The organism is Streptomyces sp. MnatMP-M17 (assembly GCF_900091995.1).
GTDB lineage: Bacteria > Actinomycetota > Actinomycetes > Streptomycetales > Streptomycetaceae > Streptomyces.
The window spans coordinates 1-2,887 of the sequence record NZ_FMDK01001011.1 but is presented as its reverse complement, the minus strand read 5'-3'; the positions used below and the strand labels follow the sequence as shown (position 1 = coordinate 2,887).

The window sequence follows — 2,887 nt, the reverse complement described above, 5'->3', positions numbered from 1 at the left end:
CGCACCGCGACCGGCGTCCGCCCGCCACCGCGCTCGCTCCCGGGCCCGCCACCGCGCTCGGCCCACCAGCCGGCGTCGCTGTGCGTGGCCGCGATCACGCGGTCGCCGTCGTCGTACAGCACCGCGTCCACCAGGACGGCCGGATCGTCGCCGTCGGCGGTCTCCACGGTGATCTCGTTGTTCCCGGCGCGCAGGGCCGCCGCCACCTCGTGCCGTCGTACGCGCGGGACGGCGTGTTCGGCGTACGGATCGAATCCGCCCTGCCTGCCCATGACATGGCCGTTGACACGCAGAACACACCGTCCGCGCGCCGCGACCTGGACGACCGCCCGACTCGGCACCGCCGTCAAGGTCAGAGTCGTACCCACGGTGGCCCGGCCGCCGCCGCTGTCCGTGCGGGAACCGTCCGCGAGAATCCACTCGGGCCGCCGACAGCGTTCCGGATCGCGGACGAGCGCCATGTGCGCGCGCAGATCGATGTCCTGATGGGACGTCAGGTCCAGTTCGAGGAGATGGCGGCCCGCAGCCAGCCGGACCGGTCCCATGGCGAGATGGCCTCTGTCGTCCAGTTCCACCCGCGCACCGCCGAGCCTGACCGCCTTCGCCGCCGCGGCCCCGATCGCAAGATATCCGTCGAAGTCCTTGTCCAGGAGCAGTTCGGACCGCACGCGCGCCACCGTCCCGGCGGCCGTCGGACCGACGTGGACGAACTCCTCCGGTACATGTCCCTTGGGGCCGAGGACCTCGCGATGGATCGGATCCTTGTGGATGCCTCGGCTGTCGGACCATGCCAAGGTCGACCGGATGTCACCGTCGGCGCCCAGGACGACCGCGCGCGGCCCGAACGTCGCGTGGACCGCCGGCCCGTCCGGACCATCGGCGCTGCCCTGGCGGAAGGTACGGCACTCGGTGACCGCCGTGACGCCGGAGGGCTCGGCGGGCGAATCGGCGGGCGGGCCGGTCACGGGCCGCGCGAAGTCGCCCCAGGTGTTGTCGAGCGTCGGTACGAGCGTCATCTCCCACTCCGCGTCCACCGGGATCTCGACCGCCGTACGGGAGGGCCCGGGCCCGGTCGTCGGCGGCTCGGCCACGAGAGGTCGCGAGGCGGGCGCGGGAAGGACCAGCAGCGCCGCAGGCCCGGTGTCGAAGGGCACTTCGATGTCCACGGCTCCCGGATCGTCCTCGGCAGGCCGGACCGGCAGCGTACGCGGCGGACCGCCGAACGGATCGAGCAGTACGGCCGGGCCTCCGGCAGCGCGGACGCGCACTCGCGCGGAGCGCGCGTACCGGTCGGGATCGAAGTCGTAGCGCGCGTCGAGCCAGCCGAGCGCGGCGCCGCGCTCGTCGGGAGCGGCCACGGCCGCGCGAGTCGCGCGAGGTGAGGCGGTGGTCAGGAACACAACGGTGGCATCGTCCACTTGGCGCGCGAGCGCGGGCACCGACGCCCGGACGGCCGGGCGAGGCACGGTGAGCGACGGATGCGGCTCGGTGAGCGACGCGCCCAGCTCCGCCGCCGACGGTACGAGGACGGCCCTGCCCTCGGCGAAGCAAGCGCGCAGTTCGTCGCGCACCTTGTCCAGAGTCGCCGTGTCGTCCGGGCCGACGACCTGTTCGGGAAGGGCGCCGAGCGCGATCAGATTGCCGCCGGCCGACACGAACTCGACCAGCCGGCGCGCGGTGTCCTGTTCGAGCACCGTGCACGCGGGCAGCACGATCGTCGCGTAGCTCTCCTCCGCGACACACAGCCGTACGACACCGTCGCCCTGGCCCGCGCGGTCGCCGTCGCTGTGGTCCTCCCGTACGCGGGCACGCACGAGCGAATCGTCGTCGATCACATCGACATCCAGACCGAGCCGGTCGAACACGCCGGGCCTGGTGTGGAACCAGGTCATGTCGCCGACGAGTTCGAGATAGGCCGCCTGTGCTCGGGCCGCCGCCTCGGACACACCGTCGAGCGCCGTACCCGACTGCGCCGTGGTGGTGGGCAGCAGAATCGCGGTGTCGCAGAGATGGCGGCCGAGGCTCAGGATCGCGCACAGCCGCGTCACGGCATCGGCGAAGACACGGTGGTGACGCCAGTACGGCTGACGCCAGTCGGTGCCCGGCGGCGCCCACTCCCACCAGCCGCCCTTGGTCGTGTAGTAGACGGCGTGCGGGTTGTAGAGCGTCGCGCCGGCCCGGAGCCAGGGCAGCAGCCAGTCGAACGTCTCCTCCAATGTGCCGCCCCAGCCGGTCGAGTGGAACGCCTCGATCCAGGTCCTTGGCCTGCCGTAGAGATGCGCGAGCGAGGAGTGGACACGGGCGTCGCCGTGGTGGTCGGAGCCGGGCGCGGAGAACCAGCGGTGGGTACGGGCATAGTCCGCGTACAGCTCGACACCACCGACGGGATGTCCGGCGCGGGCGGGATCCTGCTGGTCGCAGCCGGCCAGCAGGCCATGGCGCTCGTGCCAGGCGGCGAGCGGCCGGAAGAAGGCGTCCTCGGCCAGTTCGGCGCGGGTCCGCTGGTAGTCGTACCGGATCCGGTGCGGCTCCAGATCACTGCCATGGCGTACGTCCTCGTACAGCGCGTCCAGACACTCGGTGAGGTCATAGCCCCGCAGCCGCAGAAAGGCGTCGGCGAAACCGGTCGACCAGGTGGGCAGCGTCGGCAGTTCGTCCTGGAACGAGCCGACGATCACCGTCCCGAGCCGGTCGCCGAGCCGTCGTTCGAACGCGCCGTGCACCCGGTCGAGCAGCGCCGCGCAGGCCTCCTTACCGAGGTAGTCGAAGCCGAGCGGCACATGGTGATGGAGCGTCAGACGCCAGCGTCCCGGGCCCGGCGCGCGTACGGCCCGGCCGTCCACGGCGAGCGGGACCGTGGGTCCCGTACACCGGCCGTCGCCGTCGA

The 2,887-nt window shown here is 72.4% G+C and carries 1 protein-coding gene; it reads right to left on the bottom strand.

Features of this window, described 5'->3' with window-relative positions; genetic code table 11:
* A partial coding sequence (locus GA0115259_RS35140; protein ID WP_093604396.1) for a glycosyl hydrolase occupies window positions 1-2,887 on the bottom strand: 2,887 nt, incomplete at both ends.